The following is an 18,345-nucleotide window of genomic DNA, read 5'->3' on the forward strand; positions in this document are numbered from 1 at the left end:
CGCATTCCAATATAGTGAGCCCCTGTGTCTGAAAGCCTGCGAACGGGAGAGCCGGGTGAGCGGAAGCAAACATGCATTAAACTGGACCACGCTGCTGATCGCCATTCCGGTGGGGCTGATGGCCTCGCTGGTGACGCTGGCGTTTCGTGGCATTATCGATGTGATTAACCAGCTGCTGTTTAACAGTGACCATGAGATCACCGTGGCGATGCACGTCTGGCCGTGGATCTTCTGGCCGCTGCTGGTGGGCGGCGGCGGCGTACTGGCGGGCTGGTTCCTGCGCTATGCCGTCGCAATTGAGCAGCAGCAAACGGTAAAAACAGACTACCTGGAAGTGATTAACGCCAGGCTGGATGCCGTGCCGACGCGCACCTCACTGTTTCGCGCGCTCTCTTCAATCGCCAGCATTGGCAGCGGCGCTTCAATCGGTAAAGAGGGGCCGATGGTACAGCTCTCAGCGCTCAGCGGCAGTCTGCTGGGACGCTGGCTGCCGGCATCGCTCAATCTGCGCAACAGCGACATTGTCGCCATGGCGGCAGCAGCGGGCCTCTCCTCGGTTTACCACGCGCCACTTGCCTCGGCGATCTTTGTTGCTGAAATTGCTTTTGGTATTTCAGCCCTGCAGCGACTGATCCCGCTGATTGTCGCCTCTGCGGTGGCGGTGATGACCATGTGGGCGCTGGGTTTTCGCAATGCGCTTTATCCGCTTGCCGATACGCTGTTTCAGATGGATGGAGTGAGCCTGCTGATGACAGTGCTGATTGGTCTGGTAGCAGGCGTTGCCGGCTGGCTGCTGATCGCGCTGATTGGCCGCAGCCGGCGGCTATTCAACCGCGTGCGATCGCTGCCGCTGCGGCTTGGCGCAGGAGGCGTCGCTGTCGGCCTGCTGGCGCTGCTCTCCACGGATATTCTCGGCAACGGCTATGAAGTGATTGTGAAGATCATTGAGGGGCACTATGTCATCACCGGACTGCTGCTGCTGCTGCTGCTCAAAACCCTGGCGACAACCCTCTCCGTAGGCTCAAATGCCGTCGGCGGACTGTTTACGCCCTCGCTGCTGATTGGCGCCCTGCTCGGGGTGATTCTGGCGCAGAGCGCAGCCGCGCTGCAGCTGCCGGTGGGCGATACGCTGCTCTATGCAGCAATAGGCATGGCCGCCGTGCTGGCCGCTGTCAGTCAGGCTCCGCTGATGGCGATGCTGATGGTACTGGAGATGACGCTTAACAGCAGCCTGCTGTTTCCGCTGATGATCGCCTCGGTCCTGGCTTCAATGGTGGTCTACCGCCTGCAGTCCGCCAGCACCTATCCGGTGGTCAGCCATCACCTGAGCCGTTCTGAAGCCTGGTATGATTTTGACCATATGCGTGTCGACCAGCTGATTATTCCCGGTGCAGCGCTGCAGCCGGAAGAGTCGGTCGGACAGGCGCTGGCGGTCAGCTCGCTGAAGCGTGAACGCTATGTTTACGTACTGAATCAGGCGGGGCAGTTTCTGGGCGTGGTCTCCATTCACGAGATCTCGCGCAAGGTACTGGCGCAGGAGATCACTCTGGACTCGCCGGTCAGCACCGTCATGGATAGCAACTTTCCCTGCATTTTTCAGGGACAGAGCATGCGCGAAGGGTGGGAGGCATTTTCACGCGTGACGCTCGAGCGGCTGCCGGTGCTGAATAATCCGCAGGAGCGTCGTTTTATGGGCGCCCTGACCAAAACCAGTCTGATTCAGAAAGCACAGGAGTTTCTTTAAGCTGCGTTGCCGCGCATCGCCTGATCGGTCATCCACAGGCGCGCGTCAAATTCCAGCTGATGATAGTCAGGCTCCATATGGCAGCAGAGCTGATAGAACGCTTTGCTGTGATCTTTCTCTTTGAGGTGGGCGAGTTCGTGCACCACAATCATGCGCAGGAAAGGCTCAGGAGCAAGGCGGAAAAAGGTGGAGATGCGGATCTCCGCTTTAGCTTTCAGGTTGCCGCCCTGTACGCGGGAAATGGCCGTGTGCAGCCCCAGCGCATGCTTCATCACTTTGATTTTATTATCCCAGAGGATTTTGCTTACCGGAGGTGCGCTGCGCATATAGCGATTTTTTATCGCCTGCGTGTAGTCATACAGCGCGCGATCGCTGACCACATCATGCGTCTCGGGATAGCGCTGCTGCAGGAACGCGCCTAATCGCTGATGATCAATCAGCATTTGCACCTGTTCGAGGATATTTTCAGGGTAACCCTGCAGATAAATTAATGACATTGGGATTCCTGACGAAAGACAGTATACTGCGCCCCCCTTTTCAGGGCGAAAATTGCGCAAAGTGTACCACGCCGGAGATCCCATGAGCCAACTTGAACTGACCCATAGCACCCTTACGCTGGAGCGCTTTCCGCCGATGCGCGAAGAGAGCCCGTTACAGGCGTGGGATGCTGCCGATGAATATCTGCTGCAGCAGACGCTGCCGGAAGGTCCGGTGCTGGTGTTCAATGACAGCTTTGGGGCATTAACCTGTGGCCTGCAGGATCGGGAGATCTGGCATGTCAGCGACTCCTGGCTGAGCCAGCAGGCAGCCAGACAGAATCTGCGCTTAAACGGTTTGTCTGACGATCGCATTCACTTTATTGACAGCCTGAGCGCGCTGCCTGCGGCGCCTGCTGCTGTCTTAATCAAAATTCCCAAAGCGCTGGCGCTGCTGGAGCATCAGCTGCGTGCGCTGCGCAGCGTGGCCACGCCAGAGACGCTGATTCTGGCGGCAGCCAAAGCAAAAGATATTCATAACTCCACCCTGCAGCTGTTTGAGCGAATTCTGGGTGAGAGTAAAACGTCGCTGGCCTGGAAAAAAGCGCGTCTGATCTACAGCCGTTACAGCGCCCCGGCGCTGGCTGAGGCGGCGGACACTACCGTCTGGCCACTCGATGAGACGCCTTACCAGATCCATAACCACGCCAACGTCTTTTCACGCACTTCGCTGGATATTGGCGCGCGGCTGTTTATGCAGCATTTGCCACACAATATTGAAGGCGAAATCATGGATCTCGGCTGCGGCAACGGCGTGATTGGCTTAATGGCACTGGAGCAGAATCCGCAGGCTGAGGTACTGTTTTATGATGAATCTTATATGGCGGTCGCCTCCAGCGAGCTGAACGTCAGGGTTAACCGCCCGCAGGATCTGTCGCGCAGTCAGTTCCGCGTTAATAATGTGCTGAGCGGCTTTCCCTCCGACCGGCTGCATGCGGTGTTGTGCAATCCGCCGTTCCACCAGCAGCATGCGGTTACCGATCACCTGGCGTGGCAGATGCTGCGCGACGCAAAGCGTTGCCTGCAGTATGGCGGTGAGCTGCGCATCGTGGGCAACCGGCACCTCGGCTATCACCAGAAGATGAAGAAGCTGTTTGGTAACTGCGAACTGGTGGCGTCCAGCGCCAAGTTTGTGGTGCTGCGCGCGGTCAAACTGCGCTGATCACAGACTCAGCGCCAGCGCGGTAGCCTGTGCAATAGCCCGCCGCGCGTCCAGCTCCTGCGCCACATCTGCGCCGCCGATCACCCGCACCGGTTTGCCGCGTGCGGTCAGCTCGTCAGCCAGCAGGCGCAGCGGCTCCTGACCGGCGCAAACCACAATATTATCAACGGCCAGCGTGACCGGTTTACCCTGGTGACGCAGATGCAGCCCTGCATCGTCAATGCGCAGATATTCCACATCCCCCCACATCTCTACGCCGTGCGCCTGCAGGCTGGCGCGGTGGATCCAGCCGGTGGTTTTCGCCAGGCCCGCTCCGGGCTTCCCACCTTTACGCTGCAGCAGCCAGATTTGCCGGCCGGGAGAGGGTGGCCGGGCAGGAACAATGCCGCCGCGCGCCTGCAGCGTGCGATCGATTCCCCAGCGCTGGTAAAAATCCTCTGATGAATGGAGTAAATAGGCGGCCGTATCAAAACCGATGCCGCCTGCGCCGATAATGGCGATGCGCTGACCCACCGGTTTTTTATGGCGCAGAAGATCCAGATAGCCGATCACGCTGGCATGATCGATGCCAGGAATAGAGAGCTGACGCGGCGTTACGCCGGTAGCAATGATAATTTCATCCGCGTCTGTCAGCTCTTCGGCACAGACCCGGTGGTTAAGCCGCAGCGTCACCTTCGCTGCCGCAAGCTGATGGCGGAAGTAGCGCAGGGTTTCGCTAAACTCCTCTTTACCCGGGATCTGTCGGGCGATACCAAACTGCCCGCCAATCTCCGCCTCCGCTTCATAGAGCGTTACTTGATGCCCGCGCTGAGCCGCCTGCAGGGCAAAAGCCATGCCTGCCGGACCAGCGCCAACCACAGCCAGCTGCTTCGGCTGCGTGGCTGGTACAACCGGCATCAGGGTTTCGTGGCAGGCGCGCGGATTGACCAGGCAGGATGTCACGTTGCCTGCAAAAATCTGATCGAGGCACGCCTGATTACACGCAATACAGGTATTGATAGCTTCAGGCTGACCCTGCGCCGTTTTGGAGACAAACGCGGCATCCGCCAGAAACGGCCGTGCCATTGAAACCATATCAGCAGTCCCGTCGCGCAGCAGGGCTTCAGCCACGTCAGGGTGGTTGATCCGGTTGGTGGCAATTACCGGCACGGATACGCGTTCGCGCAGGTGGCGGGTTACCCAGGCAAAGCCGGCTCGCGGGACACAGGTGGCTATCGTCGGGATGCGCGCTTCATGCCAGCCAATACCGCTGTTGAACAGCGTCACGCCACACGCTTCCAGCGCTTCAGCCAGCATCAGCGTTTCATCCAGCGTGCTGCCGTGCTGCACCAGGTCGAGCAGCGACAGCCGGAAAATAACAATAAAGTCTTCGCCTGTGGCGTGGCGTACCGCCTGCGTCACTTCACGGGCGAAGCGCTGCCGCCGCTGCACATCGCCTCCCCAGGCGTCAGTGCGCTGGTTAGTCTGCGCCGTCAGAAACTGATTAATCAGATACCCCTCGGAGCCCATGATCTCTACGCCATCATAGCCCGCCTGCTGTGCCAGACGGGCGCAGCGGGCAAAATCGGCAATCGTCTGTTCAATTTCTGCTTCGCTCAGCGCATGCGGAGTAAAAGGATTAATAGGCGCCTGGAGTGCGGAAGGGCCTACCAGCGCACGCTGATAGCTGTAGCGTCCGGCATGCAGTATCTGCAGCGCGATTTTTCCGCCCTGCGCATGGACCGCCGTCGTGATCTGACGATGCCAGCCGCACTGACTTTCATCGGTCAGCATCGCACCACCCTGTGCCACCACACCCTGCGCATTCGGCGCGACGCCGCCGGTTACAATTAGCGCCACGCCCTCGCGTGCGCGCTCAGCATAAAAAGCTGCCAGTCGCTCCGCCCCGTCAGGGTGCTCCTCCAGTCCGGTATGCATTGAGCCCATCAGAAAACGATTTTTTAACCGGGTAAATCCCAGATCAAGAGGCGTAAATAAGCAGGGGTAGTGCTCGATCATGATCGGGTACTCGAAAGTGGTCGGATGAGTTAACTCTAACGGTAATCGCGCATGATGGAAGAGGGGGACGCTGAGCTTGTGAGAGACGTCAAAAAAAGCAGGGCGGCAGGTTACGTACGAAGTATCAGCTTGTCTTCGTTACGCACGGGAAGGACCGGCGCGCCCTGAAAGGGCCAGAGTACAGGGCTAATGACTTAGCACTTTTTATATATCATCATGGATTCCTTTTTCCGGAAACGCCGGGTAATTATCAGACCGCGGCAACCTGTGTTCATCGCAACTCGCCTGAGTTTTAAATATTATAGCGGGAAAGTAATCTGGAAATAAGTCTTCAGATAGAGTCAGACAGAGAATTTATCATTTTAACCGCTATTTTAATGTTATTAATGATGCTTGTTAATTATAGCGCGCAGCTGAATGGTGCGATCGGATGAGTGATATATTTATTGCGCGCCAGCCCGCACAGTTAGCGGCAGCCAGCAGCCGGGGTGCCTCTTTTTCTGGGTGGATTATCCTTTATTTTATTTGTGAGGCAGTTAATTCCATATCTTAACAATTTTTTATTTATCGGTTTTATATAATTACCTGAATAATCACATTGTGAAGGTGATTTTCCTGCTATTACCACTGAGTTAACTGAAAAGGTTAAACGATATAGCCCTTTTACCTGTCATATACTTTTAGAGGAGAGGCAGATTGGATTTAAACACTCAGCCAGTCCGTATTGCTGTTCTTGACGGTCATCCTATGATTCGTCTGGTTTTTGAGCTATGTCTGAAAAACCATCCCGATATTCACCTTGTTGCTGCCTGGTCTTCCGGCAGCGAGCTTTTCAGCGCGTTAAGTACGCACAGTGTTGATGTTCTGATTCTGGATTTCCTGCTGGGCGAGCGTGAAATTGATGGCCTGACGCTAATAAAGCAAATACGTAATCACTATCCGATGCAGAAAATGCTGGTTTTAACCTCTGCCGAAAGCCCGGCGGTAGCAAGAATGGTACTCCGGGCCGGCGTAAACGGGTTTATCGGTAAAAGCCATCCCTTTGAAGAGGTACTGGCGGCGGTCAGATCCGTTGCTGAGAATAACCTGTTTTTAGCCACGCACCTTGCTGAAGAGATCCAGACGCTGTATGCCATTTCCGGAAAAAAGGCGGACGATGATTTCTGTATCAGCTGTAAGCCGGTTCTTCACGAAAAAATAAGATTATTAAGCCCGCGTGAAGCAGAAGTGATCCGCTGCTTTCTTGATGGCATGAGCGTTTCACAGATTGCGGCCAAGTTCAGACGAAGCCGGAAGACGGTAAGCGGACAGAAGCAGTCGGCGCTGAAAAAGCTCGGCGTCCGTTCAGATTCGGAACTATTTAAATATAGCCGGGAGCTGCTGTCAGCCCGGTAATCGCGCAGGGCGGCCGCGCCCGAGCGCAGCAACCTGATAGCCAGTTCACGTTCCCGGTAACATCTTTTCTGTAACATCGTTCTGAGTGATGTTCATCACAGTTTTATCCTGTTTAACCCGTTTTTATAGTCGTCACATCATCAGACTCACAGGATAAACATGAATATTGAAACGCAATCCTGCGTTATTACCGGCAAAAAGCAGGTCAGTGTCGCACAGCAGCAGGTGCAATGGGATGGCTCCGGCACGCTGGTGCGCATTACGCGCGGCGGAATCTGCGGCTCCGATCTGCACTACTACCAGGAGGGAAAAGTGGGCAGCTTTGCGCTGCAAATGCCCATGATACTCGGGCATGAAGTGATTGGTTACGTCATTGAAAGCGACGATCCCCGCCTGCAGCCGCAGCAAAAAGTGGCTGTCAATCCGGCTAAACCCTGCGGTGAATGCAAATATTGTCAGCGCCAGCAGGAGAACCAGTGTACCGCCATGCGCTTTTTTGGCAGTGCAATGTATGTCCCGCACGTCGATGGCGGATTTACCCGGCACAAAGTGGTGGCGAGCAGCCAGTGCGTGCCTTTTCCACAGGATGCCGATGAAAAGGTGATGGTGTTTGCTGAGCCGCTCGCAGTCTGCATTCACGCCACGCATCAGGCTGGCGATCTTACCGGTAAGCGTATCTTTATCTCCGGCACCGGGCCAATTGGCTGTCTGATTGCCGCTGCCGCGCAGGCGCGTGGTGCTGCAGAGGTTGTCTGCAGCGATATCAGTGAACGTTCGCTGGAGATGGCGCAGCAAATGGGTGCCACGCAAATAGCTAACGCGGCAAGCGGCGATTTCACCGGCTGGATGGCGGATAAGGGCTACTTCGATGTTGCGTTTGAAGCGTCCGGCCATCCGGCGTCACTGCAGCGCTGCCTGGAAGTTGTGTGTGCCAGAGGCACGGTGGTGCAGGTAGGAATGGGCGGCGCATTTCCTGATTTCCCCCTGATGACGCTGATTGCCAAAGAGATAAATCTGACGGGATCGTTCCGTTTTACGCATGAATTCAATACGGCAGTTGAGTGGCTGGCGCAGGGCGTTATCAACCCGCTGCCGCTCTACAGCGGGGAATACCCGCTTCAGGATATCGATGCGGCGCTGCAGTTTGCCAGCGATAAAACCCGCGCGGCAAAAGTTCAGCTGACTTTTTAGGGAGATACTATGAACGCACTCTTTTCTCTGGCCGGCAAGCGTGTACTGCTGACCGGTTCAGCACGCGGTATCGGGTTTCTGCTGGCGCAGGGCCTGGGTGAAGCCGGCGCCGAAGTGATTATTAACGCGACCACAGCTGAAGGGGCAGAGCGCGCCGCCGCCGCCCTGCGCGAGCAGGGGATCGTCGCCTGGGCCAAAGCGTTTGACGTAACCGATTCCGGCGCGGTGCATCAGGCGATCGATGAAATTGAAGCACAGTGGGGCGCCATCGATATTCTGGTAAATAACGCCGGCATCCAGCGTCGGCGGCCTTTTCTGGAGTTTCCTGAACAGGACTGGCACGACGTAATTGCGGTAAACCAGACCGCCGTGTTTTTTGTCTCGCAAAAAGTGGCGCAGCAGATGGTAACGCGCCAGCGCGGCAAAATTATCAATATCGGTTCAATGCAGAGTGAGCTGGGCCGCGACACCATCACGCCTTATGCGGCCTCTAAAGGGGCGGTCACCATGCTGACGCGGGGAATGTGCGTCGAGCTGGCGCGCTACAACATTCAGGTTAATGCGATTGCGCCGGGCTACTTTGTCACCGAGATGACGCAGCCGCTGGCTGACGATCCCGCGTTTACCGGCTGGCTGACTAAGCGTACGCCTGCTGCGCGCTGGGGTAAGCCGGAAGAGCTGATTGGTGCCGCCATCTTTCTGGCCTCTGCCGCCTCAGATTTCGTTAACGGACATCTGCTGTTTGTCGATGGCGGTATGCGCGTAGCCGTGTAGTGCGTGGCCCGAGAGCCTGCCTGGCAACATTTTAAACAGTGGAGATTCAGAAGGAAGCGCCAATCTCGCCGCCTGGAGCCGCGGCTCTGCTGACGCTTAGCGCGCTTATCCACGGGCCGGCTGCTCACAGGGCAGCAAAGCGATTAACGACGGCGGATCCACGAAAAGCGCGACTGGTATCCACTACTGAAGTGGGTATTGCGCCGGTAGCTGGATCCCGCCTCGGCCATACAGTAGGTACATACGTTGACCGCATCAATCTGTGCCGGCCCGAGTCCGCGCTCTAGCAGGATGCTGCGCGCCAGCCCGGGCAGGCTGAACCACGCCCCCTGCTGCTGCGCCTGCGCCTGCGCACGTACCGCCTGCGGATTCACGGGTTGCTGATGCGTCCACTGCAGCGGCGGCAGATCGCTGCGCTGCTGCATCTGGCGGATACGATCCTCGCCCAGCTCATAACAGCAGGGGCCAATGGCCGGACCGATAGCGACGCAAAGCGTATCGATACTCGCGCCGCGTGCCAGCAGGGCATCCAGCGCGCTTTGCAGAATTCCGCTAAGCGTGCCGTTCAGCCCGGCATGGATCGCCGCCACCTGCTGCTGCACGGGATCGGCAAACAACACCGGCAGGCAGTCGGCAGTATAAACCGCTACCGGACGGTTATCTTCAGCAATCACACCGTCAGATTCACAGCTTTTTGGCGGCCGGTTTTGTCCCGATAACACCACGCGGGCGCTGTGACGCTGATGTCCGTAAGCGGCAGCCTCAGGTGCAGGCAGACCCGCAGGCTGAAAGGCATACTCCAGCCATGTCAGGCTATCCAGCAGCGCTGAACGCGGACCGCAGATTTTACTCTCCATACTTCTCTCCTGTGACCTGAACGTAACCGGCGACTGCGCACAGCTTACGTTAACCGGTACGTTTTTACAGCGCTCCGGCAGATATCTTTCTCATCACGGCTAACGTCATGCGTTCAGCTTATAGCTGCCCGTATCACAGCGCTGTGTTTCACGATGGCCTGCGCTGAGATTGCCGGGCAGAGCCGGAGTAACTGCATAAAAGAGTGGAACGGTAAATAATTTGACCACTGAAAAAACACCCGGCGGCGCAGGGGATTACGTTTTACCGTCAGAGCCACGCATATTTACATTTTGCGTTAGCTGCCAGGCGCTGGCGGCATTTCATGATATATAACCTGATTTTACGCCAGCGATGAGTGGATAATTTTGATGTTTTCCGGGTAATACAGATTATTGCGCTAAGCATTAATTTTAATAACTAAGAACTATCCTGGTTATAGTGCGATTATTAGCCAGCGCGGTGCATGCTGCTGCCAGATAATATGTATATTTTTGTCAGCCAGCTTCTTGCGTTATTTTTTATAGATTTTTATCCATTGAAATATAATCGCTTTAACTAATTATCCTCTTTTAAATATGCTTGCTTAAACTGACTTATTAATTACCTTTCCTGACTTTTATTTTACAAAACGGCTGCCGTCCCGCGGCGTTAAATAATAAAGATGCAACTTAAATCTTAAGCGGCTATAACCAATTTTTGTGAGGTGAAGCTGCTTTGTCTCCGCTGCGGAGGTTTACGGCCTCCTGCTCAGAGGGCATTTATTATCTGCAAATCAGATACGCAGGCATAAAGAGAAGATGATTGTGATGATACAAAAACCGTTATCAGTGAAATATCGCGGCGCCGTTTTACCCTGTCATGAGCACCGCTCAGGCTATGTTAAATACCCTCTGCGTCATCTGTACCGCAATCAGCTAAGGAGCATGTGCCATGAACGTTAAAACACTGCGGCAGGATATTCCGGCCGGGCTGGTGGTATTTCTGGTGGCGCTGCCGCTTTGCCTGGGCATTGCTCAGGCCAGCGGTCTGCCGCCTTTCGCCGGTCTGCTTACCGGTGTAATTGGCGGGCTGCTGGTAACCGCGCTGAGTCCGTCGCGCTTTGCGGTCAGCGGCCCGGCAGCAGGGCTGGTAACGATTGTGGTGGCGTCCATCCAGACGCTGGGCAGTTTTTCTGCTTTTCTGACCGCGCTGATTCTGGCGGGTGTCCTGCAGTGCCTGCTGGGCCTGCTGCGCGCCGGGCGGTTTATCGCGCTGGTGCCCGGCAGCGTAATTAAAGGCATGCTGGCCGCAATCGGCATTTTGCTGATTATGCAGCAGATTCCGGTGGCGCTGGGCGCAGCCGGAGAGGGCGGGCTGGGGGCGCTTCTGTCAGCCAATACTGCGTTTTCAGCAAGCGCGGCAGGCGTGGCCGCAGCGGGCCTGCTGACGCTCTGGCTCTGGACCACGCCGCTGGTTAAGTCAGTCAGGGTGCTCAGCTGGATCCCCGGTCCGCTGGTGGCGGTGCTGATTGGCTGTATGGCAACCTTCGCCGGAGACCGGCTCTTACCAGCGCTGGGTGACGGGTTACCGCGTATCGTACTGCCTGCGTTTGACAGCCTTAGCGCGCTGGCCGCTGAGCTGGAAACGCCGGACTGGCTGGCGTGGCAGAATCCCGCCGTCTGGGTGGTCGCGATCACGCTGGCGCTGGTCGCCAGCCTGGAGACGCTGCTCAGCCAGGAGGCGCTGAAAAAACTGCGCCCGCAGTATCCGGCTCCTTCGCCTGATAAAGAGATGGTGGCGCAGGGAATAGGTAACTTAACGGCAGGATTACTGGGCGCAATGCCGATTACCGCCGTCATTGTCCGCAGTTCGGTTAACGTCAGCGTCGGTGCACAGAGTAAGCTCTCAATTCTGATCCATGGCGTCCTGCTGCTGGTCTGTGGCCTGTGGTTCAGTTCGCTGCTCAACGCGATCCCGCTGGCCAGCCTGGCCGCTGTGCTGCTTTACACCGGCTACAAGCTGGCGACGCCGCGCCTGTTTGCTGAGCAGATCCGGATGGGGTGGGCGCAGTCGGTGCCTTTTCTGGCCACGATTGGCGGCATCATCCTGCTGGGGATGCTGGCCGGTATTTTCCTCGGGATCGCCGTGCAGATCCTCTGCAGCATCTATCAGAGCCACCGCAATGCGCTGCAGCTCACCCGCCATGACGATCACTATGTGCTGCGCTTTCATCAGAATCTGACGTTTATGCATAACCCTAAGCTGCAGGGCGTGCTGGCAGAAATTCCGGAAAACAGCCTGGTGATTGTGGAGCAGGGTAACGCGGAATATCTCGATCCGGATGTGAAAGCGGTTCTGCGCGACTTTGGCGAAAATGCGCCGGAGCGGGGCATACGGCTGAGCCAGTGGCCGGTAGCCGTTAAGTAGGTGATTATGCCCGGCAAAAATCGGATATCACGGGTAGACGGTTTTTGTTCGGGCGCGGCATAATCGGCGGCAGAACGTCTGCAGGCCGGATGCCTTAGCCAGCCGAACAGGAGAGTAAACCCGAACCTGTTCGCTGAATTGGCACCGCACGATCTGATGTTCAATAAAAGGGGGTGCCACTGCAACGCGGCAACGATTTCAGGTTACAGGATGCGGATGAATGCGCGTTTCGCTGTTTGATGAACATAACGATAAGAAAAATGCTCTCACGCTTTTCTTGATTACGCTCTTTTTCTGTTTTCTTGGCAGCCACCTGCGGGTCCCTGAAGAGTTTTCACTGTTCTGGCCTGTTAATGCGCTGATTGCCGGGCTGATTGTCCGTCAGCCTTTTCTGCATACGCCCTCCACTTATCTTGTTGCTCTGGCCGCGATGATTTTTAACGACACGGTATTTTCAGGCTGGGCGTTTGCTGCTGTCACGATCAATATCGCCAATATTCTGTTTACGCTTGTCGCGGTCTGTATGCTGATCAGACCGCTGCAGACACCAGCTGCCAGCAGTCAGGTCGTCAATGCGATGCGCATTTTTCCCGCCTGTTTACTCGGGGCCGCTGCCTGTGCGACCTGGGGCGCCTGGGCGCAGGGCATCGATTTCAATGCGCGCTTTGTGGTCGCATGGGCTGACTGGTTCAGCGAACAGATCTCGACCTCGCTGATGCTGCTGCCCGTTATGCTGGCCCGCCCGCTGCGCAGCGTCTCTCTGCGTCAGCTGCTGACGCCGGCGACGCTGCTGCCGCTGCTCGCCGTGGTGCTGTCGCTGACAGCGGGCGCGCTGATTGGCGGCGCCGGCAGTCTGACCTTTCCGGTGCCGGCGCTGATCTGGTGTGCGATTGTGCTGCCTATGCCGGTCACCAGCGTGGTGATCCTGCTGACCGGTATTACAGAGATTGTGCTGGTTTCTCACGGCGTGATGAATATTCAGGGTAACGACGCGCTGTTGCCGATTGGCCACCTTACGTCGGCACGCCTCGGGGTGGCGACCGTTGCGCTGAGCCCGCTGCTGGTGGCGGTCAGTATGGACGCTATCCGTCAGCTTAATCAGCGTCTGGCGCTGCGGGCAAACGTCGATGTGCTGACGCAGCAGCTGTCGCGCTCCGGCCTGTATGAACAGCTGAAACAGATGCCGTTTTCTCTGCAGCGCCATACCGGCGTGATCATGCTGGATGTCGATTACTTCAAAACCATTAACGACAACTTCGGACACGACGCCGGTGACAGCGTGCTGGAAGAGATTGGGCGACGTATCCAACAGGTGGCGCAGCAGCAGGGCATGATCTGCCGCTTTGGCGGCGAAGAGTTTGTGATTGTGGTGTTTGATGCCGTGCCGGAACAGCTCTACCGGCTGGCGGAGTCCGTGCGCCAGGCGCTGGCGCGCGAAAAGTTCTGGATCAAAGGAAACAGCGTGACGGTGACGGCCAGCATGGGCCTGGCGTGGGATTGCGCGCGGCACGAGCGGGAGTGGCCGGAGGTGATTAACCGGCTGATTTCCGCAGCAGATAAACATCTCTATAGCGCCAAGCGCAACGGACGTAACCAGGTGGCGCCCGCCGCCGCGCTGAGCGCCAGTCATGTGGCCTGAGCGCCGCTTACATCGTGCTGGCTAAGCGCTGACGCTGCTGATGTCGCGCCTGCGCCAGCTCAATCAGGCGGCTGATCAGATCGCGATAGCTCAGATCCGCCGCCTGCCACAGCTTGGGATACATGCTGATATTGGTAAAGCCGGGCAGGGTATTCACTTCGTTCACCACGATCTCGTCGCGATCCGTCAGAAACACATCGACACGCGCCATGCCAAAACATTCGAGCGCTTTGAAGGCGGCCAGCGCGGTTGCCTGAATAGCCGCGCTGTTTTCCCGGCTGATGTTTGCCGGCACCACCACCTGCGCACCGCTGGCGTTGATATATTTGGTGTCATAGGCGTAGAACGCATCCTGCACCACTACTTCTCCGCACGGGCTCGCTTCCGGCGCGTCGTTACCCAGCACCGCACACTCAATCTCACGCCCGTTAATCCCTGTTTCAATCAGGATTTTGCGGTCAAAACGAAACGCTAAATCGGCAGCAGCGTTAAACTCAGCGGCATCGGTAACTTTGCTGACGCCCACCGACGATCCCTGATTAGCCGGTTTGATAAACAGCGGCAGGCCCAGCTGCGCAATGACCGCTGCCGCGTCCAGCGTGTCGCGCTCTGCCTGGGTCACGCTGATCCACGGCGCAACGCGAAGGCCGGCATCACGCAGCAGACGCTTGGTAAAATCTTTATCCATGCTCACTGCGGACCCCAGTACATCCGAGCCGACAAACGGGACATCCGCCATGCGCAGCAGCCCCTGCAGTGAGCCATCTTCCCCCTGCGTACCGTGCACAATCGGAAAAATGACATCCAGATGAGGCAGCGGCTCCGCCTGCTCACAGCCGATAAACTGCGCCCGCTCGCCTCCGGGTATCAGCGCCACGGCTTCTCCCTCCGGGTGCAGCGCAATGCGCGCCGGATCCGTAGCGTTGAGCAGAAAGCGGCCGGCGTCATAGCGCCGCCAGCGGCCCTGTTTATCAATGCCCAGCAGCACCGCGTCATACTTCTGCGGGTCCAGCGCATCCAGAATATTTTTTGCTGATTGTAATGAGACTTCATGCTCAGCAGATTTGCCGCCGAAGACAATCCCTACGCGCTGTTTTGCCATTGTTTCTTATCCGATTGCAGTTAAGCGAGCAGCTAAGATAGCACGCGTATTCCGGGTCAGGGGAGCGCAAATCGCATCAGAACGGCGCGCCTGCTGCCGTGCTCCCGCTGTTGCAAAAAACGGTCAATCATCCCTAAACAGACGGGAAATCAGTTTGATTACGCGACTTTCTGTGCTTAAAATCGCGGCGGTTTACTTAACAGGAGCACTCTCTTGGACAACTGTCCCAAACGATCGCAAAAGGCGTCCGCGCTAAGATAGTGTTCCCGCTGTCTTAACCGCGCGTTGAGATGGCATATTCCCTCCCGAATGGCCTCTGTTCATCTGCTGCCTCACGTGCAGCACGTCGCCCGCTGCGATCCATTCTTTCATTCTGAGCTGTTGTCAGCGTCTGCTGACATGCGGAGGATAAAATGGACTGGAAAATTTTCCTGCTGCGGGTGACTGCAGCACTGATTCTGGGTGCGCTGATCGGCAGCGAACGCCAGCTGCGGCAGCGCATGACCGGCCTGCGCACCAACGCGCTGGTCAGCACCGGTGCCTGCCTGTTTGTACTGATGACGCAGAGCGTACCTGGTATTGCCCATGACGCATCGCGCATCGCCGCCTACGTGGTCTCCGGCATCGGCTTTCTCGGTGGCGGCGTGATTATGCGTGATGGCCTGAACGTGCGCGGACTCAACACCGCTGCCACGCTCTGGTGCACGGCGGCAGTAGGGGTGCTGTGCAGCATGGGGCTGCTGCTGGAGGCGGCTATCGGCACCCTGATCATCCTGTGCGCTAACATTCTGCTGCGCGAACTGACGCGGAGCATCAACCGTCAGACGCTGGTGCCGGCCGCCGAAGCGGTGCAGCACTATACGGTGCAGATCACCTGCCTGGCGCAGGATGAGGTGCAGGTACGCAGCCTGATGCTGCACAGTTTAGGCAACAGCGATCTGCGCCTGCAGTCGCTGCAGAGTGAAGATATCGACAGCTCGCAGCGCATGATGGTCAGCGCCGAAGTGCTGGGTAAGCCCAATCTGACCCAGCAGCTGGAAAATCTTGTCAGCCGCATCAGCCTGGAGAAGGGCGTCAGTGCGGTGCGCTGGCAGGTGTGCGGTATGGAGCGCGATTAAAAGCGTCTGGTTTTACCTGCTTGTTAATTACATCGAGGAACTGTTCCATAAAAAAACAGTTAAAAGATAATGATCAAGTTAACTGCGCAGAGTTCTCATAACCTGGCGGAATGAAAAATACAATCGATTAATTTTCAGATAAATCTGAACAATGTTTTAAAAATCAATTTCAATGACTTAAGTCGAATTTCCGCTTTTTTTCTATATAAATCAATTATAAGAATTTAACCCATGCGGTTGATTTATTAATCCGGCCTATTTTATATTCACGCCATACCCCTAAGGAAGCAGAGGGGTTATCTGTTTTTTTCGCCATTTTTACAGGAGTAAATATGAGCAATTCTTATCAAAACGAGATCCCTAAAGCACGTATTAATCTGCGCCTTGACCTGCATACCGGCGGGGCACAGAAGAAAACTGAGCTGCCGCTGAAACTGCTGGTGACAGGCGATTTCAGCAACGGCAGAGATAAGCGTGTAGTTTCTGAACGCGAAAAAATCAGCGTCAACAAAAACAACTTTGACAGCGTGCTGAGCGAGTTTTCACCTGCGGTAAATTACGCTGTACCAGACGCCGTCGCCGCTGACGGTAGCGAACAACAGGTCAGCCTGACATTTCGCAGCATGAAGGACTTCGAGCCGGAACAGGTTGCCCGTCAAATCCCGCAGCTCAATGTGATGCTGGCCATGCGCAACCTGCTGCGCGATCTGAAATCCAACCTGCTCGACAATGCGACCTTTCGCAAAGAGTTTGAAACCATTCTCAGAGATCCGGCCCTGAGCCGTGAACTGCGCAGCGAGCTTTCTGCCCTCGCCAGTAACCACGACTGAATTCTCCCCTTAACGGACTAATACGAGAGACAATCCTGATGTCAGTTCAGAATGAAACCCTGTCTGCGGGCAGTGCCGCCGTGCCGCAGCGCCCGGCAGCGGAGGGCGTTTACGCCTCGCTGTTTGATAAAATCAATCTCAATCCGGTCTCTGAACTCAGCGATCTGAACGTCTGGCAGGATAGTCAGGCGCTGTCAGACGCCTCGGCCGATGAGCGCGTTACCGCGGCCATACAGGTGCTGCTTACCCGTCTGAAAAGCAGCAACACACAGGTTGAGAAACTCGACAAGCATCTGCTGGATCACCACATTGCTGAGCTTGATGCGCAGATTAGCCGTCAGCTGGATGCAGTGATGCACCATGAGGCGTTTCAGAAGGTTGAGTCGGTGTGGCGCGGCCTTAAATCCCTGGTAGATAAAACCGACTTTCGTCAGAACGTGAAGCTCGACGTGCTGGACATATCGAAAGATGACCTGCGCCAGGATTTTGAAGATGCGCCGGAAATAGTCCAGAGCGGTCTCTATTTGCAGACCTACGTTGCCGAATACGATATGCCAGGCGGTGAGCCGATTGGGGCAGTCATTTCAGCCTATGAGTTTGATGCATCCGCACAGGATATCGCGCTGCTGCGCAACATCTCTAAAGTGGCAGCCTCTGCGCATATGCCGTTTATCGGTTCAGCAGGTCCGGCGTTCTTCCTGAAAGACTCCATGGAAGAGGTCGCGGCCATTAAGGATATCGGCAACTACTTTGATCGCGCTGAGTACATCAGGTGGAAATCTTTCCGCGAAACCGATGATGCCCGCTATATCGGCCTGACCATGCCGCGCGTGCTGGGTCGTCTGCCCTGGGGCCCCGACACCATGCCGGTACGCAGTTTTAACTACGCGGAGGAGGTGAAAGGCCCGGACCACGAGAAATATCTGTGGGTAAACGCCGCGTTCGCTTTTGCCGCAAATATGGTGAGAAGTTTCATCAGCAACGGCTGGTGCGTACAAATTCGCGGTCCGCAGGCGGGCGGCGCAGTAGATGACCTGCCTATTCATCTTTACGATCTCGGCACCGGCAACCAGGTGAAAATCCCGTCAGAGGTGATGATCCCGGAAACCCGCGAGTTTGAGTTTGCGAACCTCGGCTTTATTCCGCTCTCGTACTATAAGAATCGCGACTACGCCTGCTTCTTCTCGGCAAACTCCACGCAGAAACCGGCGCTGTATGACACGGCTGACGCTACGGCAAACAGCCGTATCAATGCCCGCCTGCCCTATATCTTCCTGCTGTCGCGTATTGCGCACTACCTGAAGCTGATTCAGCGCGAGAACATCGGAACCACCAAAGATCGTCGCCTGCTGGAGCTGGAGCTCAATAACTGGATAAAAACGCTGGTGACGGAGATGACAAATCCGGGCGATGCGCTGCAGGCTTCGCACCCGCTGCGTGAAGCAAAAGTGGTGGTGGAAGACATTGAGGACAATCCAGGCTTCTTCCGCGTGAAGCTGTTTGCGGTGCCGCACTTTCAGGTGGAAGGCATGGACGTCAACCTGTCACTGGTATCCCGGATGCCAAAAGCGAAAGCGTAAGGCGGCCATCCG

General features: G+C 56.4%; 14 protein-coding genes. 10 read left to right on the forward strand and 4 right to left on the reverse strand.

The features are described 5' to 3' along the window. The first annotated feature begins 55 nt into the window (after nucleotides 1-55). Nucleotides 56-1,744 carry a chloride channel protein gene (locus F3J39_RS09345; protein WP_166714099.1) on the forward strand — a complete coding sequence of 563 codons (1,689 nt, stop codon included), beginning with the start codon at nucleotides 56-58 and terminating at the stop codon, nucleotides 1,742-1,744. Here the strand turns inward: F3J39_RS09345 and F3J39_RS09350 are convergent. Next, nucleotides 1,741-2,241 (reverse strand): M48 family metallopeptidase, encoded by a 501-nt coding sequence (locus tag F3J39_RS09350; RefSeq protein ID WP_039380498.1) that lies wholly within the window; start codon nucleotides 2,239-2,241, stop codon nucleotides 1,741-1,743. The two genes, F3J39_RS09345 and F3J39_RS09350, sit on opposite strands and share 4 nt — an antisense overlap. A gap of 82 nt (nucleotides 2,242-2,323) precedes the next feature. Here F3J39_RS09350 and rlmG point away from each other — a divergent pair, with 82 nt between their 5' ends. Further along, a complete protein-coding gene (gene rlmG / locus F3J39_RS09355) occupies nucleotides 2,324-3,442 on the forward strand; it encodes a 23S rRNA (guanine(1835)-N(2))-methyltransferase RlmG (RefSeq protein WP_094111017.1) in 1,119 nt (372 codons plus the stop codon). Here the strand turns inward: rlmG and F3J39_RS09360 are convergent, their stop codons facing one another. Then, a complete protein-coding gene (locus F3J39_RS09360) occupies nucleotides 3,443-5,440 on the reverse strand; it encodes an NADPH-dependent 2,4-dienoyl-CoA reductase (RefSeq protein WP_166714100.1) in 1,998 nt (665 codons plus the stop codon). Between the two features lie 696 nt (nucleotides 5,441-6,136). Between F3J39_RS09360 and F3J39_RS09365 the strand changes: the two genes are divergently transcribed. From F3J39_RS09365 to idnO, 3 genes are all read left to right on the forward strand, one after another. Beyond that, nucleotides 6,137-6,835, forward strand: coding sequence for a response regulator transcription factor (locus tag F3J39_RS09365; protein WP_039380492.1), 699 nt, complete (start codon nucleotides 6,137-6,139; stop codon nucleotides 6,833-6,835). A 159-nt stretch (nucleotides 6,836-6,994) separates the two neighbouring features. Then, nucleotides 6,995-8,026: an L-idonate 5-dehydrogenase gene (gene idnD / locus F3J39_RS09370; protein ID WP_166714101.1), complete on the forward strand. Its 1,032-nt coding sequence runs from the start codon at nucleotides 6,995-6,997 to the stop codon at nucleotides 8,024-8,026. Nucleotides 8,027-8,035: 9 nt separating this feature from the next. Further along, nucleotides 8,036-8,800, forward strand: a complete 765-nt coding sequence (gene idnO, locus F3J39_RS09375) for a gluconate 5-dehydrogenase (RefSeq protein WP_166714102.1) — start codon at nucleotides 8,036-8,038, stop codon at nucleotides 8,798-8,800. Nucleotides 8,801-8,943: 143 nt separating this feature from the next. Here idnO and F3J39_RS09380 read toward each other — a convergent pair whose 3' ends face one another. Next, nucleotides 8,944-9,657: a polyphenol oxidase family protein gene (locus F3J39_RS09380; protein ID WP_039380486.1), complete on the reverse strand. Its 714-nt coding sequence runs from the start codon at nucleotides 9,655-9,657 to the stop codon at nucleotides 8,944-8,946. Between the two features lie 931 nt (nucleotides 9,658-10,588). Between F3J39_RS09380 and F3J39_RS09385 the strand changes: the two genes are divergently transcribed. Together F3J39_RS09385 and F3J39_RS09390 are read left to right on the forward strand one after the other, a co-directional pair. After that, nucleotides 10,589-12,064, forward strand: a complete 1,476-nt coding sequence (locus tag F3J39_RS09385) for a SulP family inorganic anion transporter (protein WP_145339534.1) — start codon at nucleotides 10,589-10,591, stop codon at nucleotides 12,062-12,064. A 220-nt stretch (nucleotides 12,065-12,284) separates the two neighbouring features. After that, nucleotides 12,285-13,703, forward strand: a complete 1,419-nt coding sequence (locus F3J39_RS09390) for a GGDEF domain-containing protein (protein WP_039380482.1) — start codon at nucleotides 12,285-12,287, stop codon at nucleotides 13,701-13,703. A gap of 7 nt (nucleotides 13,704-13,710) precedes the next feature. Here the strand turns inward: F3J39_RS09390 and ddlA are convergent, their stop codons facing one another. Next, on the reverse strand, nucleotides 13,711-14,805 hold the full coding sequence (ddlA, locus tag F3J39_RS09395; protein ID WP_039380480.1) for a D-alanine--D-alanine ligase: 1,095 nt from the start codon (nucleotides 14,803-14,805) through the stop codon (nucleotides 13,711-13,713). 413 nt (nucleotides 14,806-15,218) lie between these two features. On the opposite strand from ddlA, the gene F3J39_RS09400 reads away from it, so the two are divergent. The 3 genes from F3J39_RS09400 to tssC all read left to right on the forward strand — a co-directional run bounded on the left by F3J39_RS09400 (nucleotide 15,219) and on the right by tssC (nucleotide 18,333). Further along, nucleotides 15,219-15,923 (forward strand): MgtC/SapB family protein, encoded by a 705-nt coding sequence (locus F3J39_RS09400; RefSeq protein ID WP_039380478.1) that lies wholly within the window; start codon nucleotides 15,219-15,221, stop codon nucleotides 15,921-15,923. A 332-nt stretch (nucleotides 15,924-16,255) separates the two neighbouring features. Then, nucleotides 16,256-16,753 (forward strand): type VI secretion system contractile sheath small subunit, encoded by a 498-nt coding sequence (gene tssB / locus F3J39_RS09405; RefSeq protein ID WP_104085399.1) that lies wholly within the window; start codon nucleotides 16,256-16,258, stop codon nucleotides 16,751-16,753. A gap of 38 nt (nucleotides 16,754-16,791) precedes the next feature. Beyond that, nucleotides 16,792-18,333, forward strand: a complete 1,542-nt coding sequence (gene tssC, locus F3J39_RS09410) for a type VI secretion system contractile sheath large subunit (protein ID WP_186368984.1) — start codon at nucleotides 16,792-16,794, stop codon at nucleotides 18,331-18,333. The last annotated feature ends 12 nt before the right edge of the window (nucleotides 18,334-18,345 follow it).

Source organism: Pantoea sp. Acro-807, assembly GCF_011752675.1.
In the GTDB taxonomy this organism is placed as follows: Bacteria; Pseudomonadota; Gammaproteobacteria; order Enterobacterales; family Enterobacteriaceae; genus Pantoea; species Pantoea eucrina.